This is a genomic window from Pseudomonas sp. PB120 (assembly GCF_009761815.1).
GTDB lineage: Bacteria > Pseudomonadota > Gammaproteobacteria > Pseudomonadales > Pseudomonadaceae > Aquipseudomonas.
In genome coordinates this window covers 1-2,793 of record NZ_RWIN01000068.1, presented here as the reverse complement: position 1 = coordinate 2,793, position 2,793 = coordinate 1, and the positions used below count along the sequence as shown (strand labels likewise).

Here is a 2,793-nt window from a genome sequence, read left to right as displayed (position 1 = left end):
GGGCCTCTTCGGCGCTGTGGATCAGGGCGCGCATGTCCTTGGGGAAACACGAGCCGCCATAACCGCAGCCGGGGTAGATGAAGTGATAGCCGATGCGCGAGTCGGCACCGATGCCCAGGCGCACCGATTCGATGTCGGCGCCCAGGTGTTCGGCGAGTTCGGCGATCTGGTTGATGAAACTGATCTTGGTCGCCAGCATGCAGTTCGCCGCGTACTTGGTCAGCTCGGCGCTGCGCAGGTCCATGAACATGACGCGGTCATGGTTGCGGTTGAACGGCGCATACAGGTCGCGCATCACGTCGCGCACCGCATCCCTTTCGCAACCGATGATGATGCGGTCCGGGCGCCGGCAATCGGCCACGGCCGAGCCTTCCTTGAGGAATTCCGGATTGGAAACGATATCGAACTGCAGCAGCCGGCCGACCTTGATCAGGTTTTTTTCAATGTGCGCGCGCAAGGTGTCGCCGGTGCCCACGGGCACGGTGGATTTTTCCACCAGAATCACCGGTTGTTCTCGATGACGCGCCACGGCTTCGCCCACCGACAGCACGTAGCGCAAATCGGCCGAGCCGTCTTCCCGGGAGGGTGTGCCCACTGCGATGAACAAGACCTGGCCATGTTGCACCGCGAGCTTTTCGTCGGAGGTGAACTGCAGCCGTTTGGCGTCCAGGCTTTCACGCACCAGGCTGGCCAGCCCCGGCTCGAAAATGCTCACATGCCCTTGCTGGAGCAATTCGATTTTCTTTTCGTCGATGTCCATGCACACCACGTCATGGCCCACTTCAGCCAGGACAGCCGCTTGCACCAGACCAACGTAACCGCTACCAAATACACTGATTTTCATGATGCACTCCTGATTTCGGGCGCGCTTGCAGGTCGGGAATTGATGGTGATGACGCCGAGGATGACCAAGGCCACTCCCAGGCTTTTCGAGAGGCTGAACCCTTCGTTGAACACCGGCAGGCTGGCGGCCAGCAGGTAGACGAGGGCGTAGCTGATGCTGAGCAGCGAGTACGCCCGGCCCAAAGGCACGTCTTTCAGGGCGACAAGCCAGCAGAGCATCGACAGGGCATACGCGCAGATCGCGGCCAGCACCACGGCGATCGCGGACAGATCGAGGTGGTCGGTCAACCAGTGTTCAGGGGAGGGCAGGCGACTCATGCTCCAGCGCATGCCCAGCTGCGCGGCACTGACCAGCAGCACGCTGCCGAGTGCGAAGGTGATTCCTCGGCGCAGGCTCATGTGTGTTGCCCCAGCAGTGCTACACCGCCGATGACCAGGGCTACACCCAGCCAGTGGCGACGGTCGATGGTTTCGTGGAAAACGAAGCGTGCGACCAGGGTGATCAGCACGAAATTCAGGCTCAGCATCGGGTAAGCGATGCCGACTTCGAGGCGCTGCAACACCAGCAACCACACCAGCAACCCCAAGCCCAGCGAGGCGAGGGCCAGCCATAGCCACGGCGAACGCAGTTTGTCGCCCCAGCCCGAGGGCTTGTCGCGCCAGCTTTCCACGGCGAATTTCTGGGCGACCTGGCCCAGGCAGGTCAACAGGCAGGCGGTCAATAGCAGCAGCAGGCTCATGACGCCTCCTGCGGGAAGATCAGAATCACAATATTGCCTTGTTCATAGCGTTTGCCATCCTTGGGCAGTCGTTCGATTTCTTGCAGTTCGTCGTCCCCCTTGACCCGCATGACCACGCCAACCGAGCCTTTCTGGCGTGCGGCGCTCATCCATGCCTGGACGGCCTTTGGGTCGACTTGCTGCTGTGCGCCGTCAGGATAGGCGAGACCATATTTCAGTTCGCCTATCGTGTTGTACAACGCCACGTCCGGGCGTTTCAGGCGCCAGGCCAGCGCCGACGCGGCACCCAGGTCGTTGCTCAGCAGCGTGTCGGTCTGGCTGAGCTCTGCGGCATGCTCAAGGATGAACTGGTCGGGCATCTTGTTGGCCACCACCGATTCGGGGAGCCCGGCCGGAACGAACCCGATCAGCAGCAGGCTGCCAAAGGCCGGAGCAGCCCAGCATTGCAAAGGCCGGAAGGCTTGCAGCAGGTTGGCCATGATCCAGCCGATCAGGCCGATGAACACCAGCATCAGGTTATGCAGTTCATGGCCGTAAATCGGTTTTTTCAATTGCAGGTAGACCAGCGCGAGCAGCGTGATCACGCCCAGCAGCAGGTTCAGCAAGCCATTAATGCCCAGTACCCGGCCTTGCTCGCGATTCAGTCGATCCGCCATGGTATGGCCCAGCAGCAACGCCAACGGCAACAGGCACGGCAGGATGTAACTCGGCAATTTGCCGTTACTCAGGCTGAAGAACAGCAGCGGCATCAACAGCCACAACAACAGGAAAGCGATGTTGGACTGGCGTCGTGTTTGCCAGGCTTGGCGGAGCGCCGGAGGCAACAGCGCTACCCACGGCAGGCTGAACGCCACCAGCAACGGCAAATAGAACCACCACGGTGCGTCGTGCTGCGCATCGTCCCCGGCAAAACGACGGATGTGTTCGTGCCAGAAGAAGAATCGCCAGTAGTCGGGCTCCTGCGCGTGCACCGCCAGGGCCCACGGCAGGCTGACGGCGATCGCCACCACAATCGCCACCGGGCCGTAGATCAGCAGTTCACGCCAGCGCTTTTGCCAGAGCATCCAGGGCAGGGCGATCAGTACCGGCAGCAGCCAGGCAAGGAAACCCTTGGTCATGAACCCCATGCCGCAGGCCAGGCCGAGCACGCCCCATGCGATCAGGCGTTGGGTGCGACCGGCGCTGTCCAGGGCAAACCACAACGCCACCA

Annotated in this window: 4 protein-coding genes; all 4 read right to left on the bottom strand. The window is 61.7% G+C overall.

Annotated features, from left to right (window positions below):
* Positions 1 to 844 (bottom strand): UDP-glucose/GDP-mannose dehydrogenase family protein (locus EJA72_RS13670; RefSeq protein WP_157711970.1); only part of this gene is annotated, 844 nt, incomplete at its 3' end.
* Complete coding sequence (gene arnF / locus EJA72_RS13665) at positions 841 to 1,242, bottom strand: 4-amino-4-deoxy-L-arabinose-phosphoundecaprenol flippase subunit ArnF (protein ID WP_157711969.1); 402 nt, start codon at positions 1,240 to 1,242, stop codon at positions 841 to 843. The genes arnF and EJA72_RS13670, both read right to left, overlap by 4 nt.
* Positions 1,239 to 1,583, bottom strand: coding sequence for a 4-amino-4-deoxy-L-arabinose-phosphoundecaprenol flippase subunit ArnE (gene arnE / locus EJA72_RS13660; protein ID WP_157711968.1), 345 nt, complete (start codon positions 1,581 to 1,583; stop codon positions 1,239 to 1,241). Before arnE ends, arnF begins: the two co-directional genes overlap by 4 nt.
* Positions 1,580 to 2,793 (bottom strand): phospholipid carrier-dependent glycosyltransferase (locus EJA72_RS13655; RefSeq protein ID WP_157711967.1); only part of this gene is annotated, 1,214 nt, incomplete at its 5' end. The genes arnE and EJA72_RS13655, both read right to left, overlap by 4 nt.

What these genes read in the sequence shown, in the direction of transcription:
- arnF (WP_157711969.1), bottom strand. Translation starts at nt 1,242, where the DNA reads ATGAGCCTGCGCCGAGGAATCACCTTCGCACTCGGCAGCGTGCTGCTG.
- arnE (WP_157711968.1), bottom strand. Translation starts at nt 1,583, where the DNA reads ATGAGCCTGCTGCTGCTATTGACCGCCTGCCTGTTGACCTGCCTGGGC.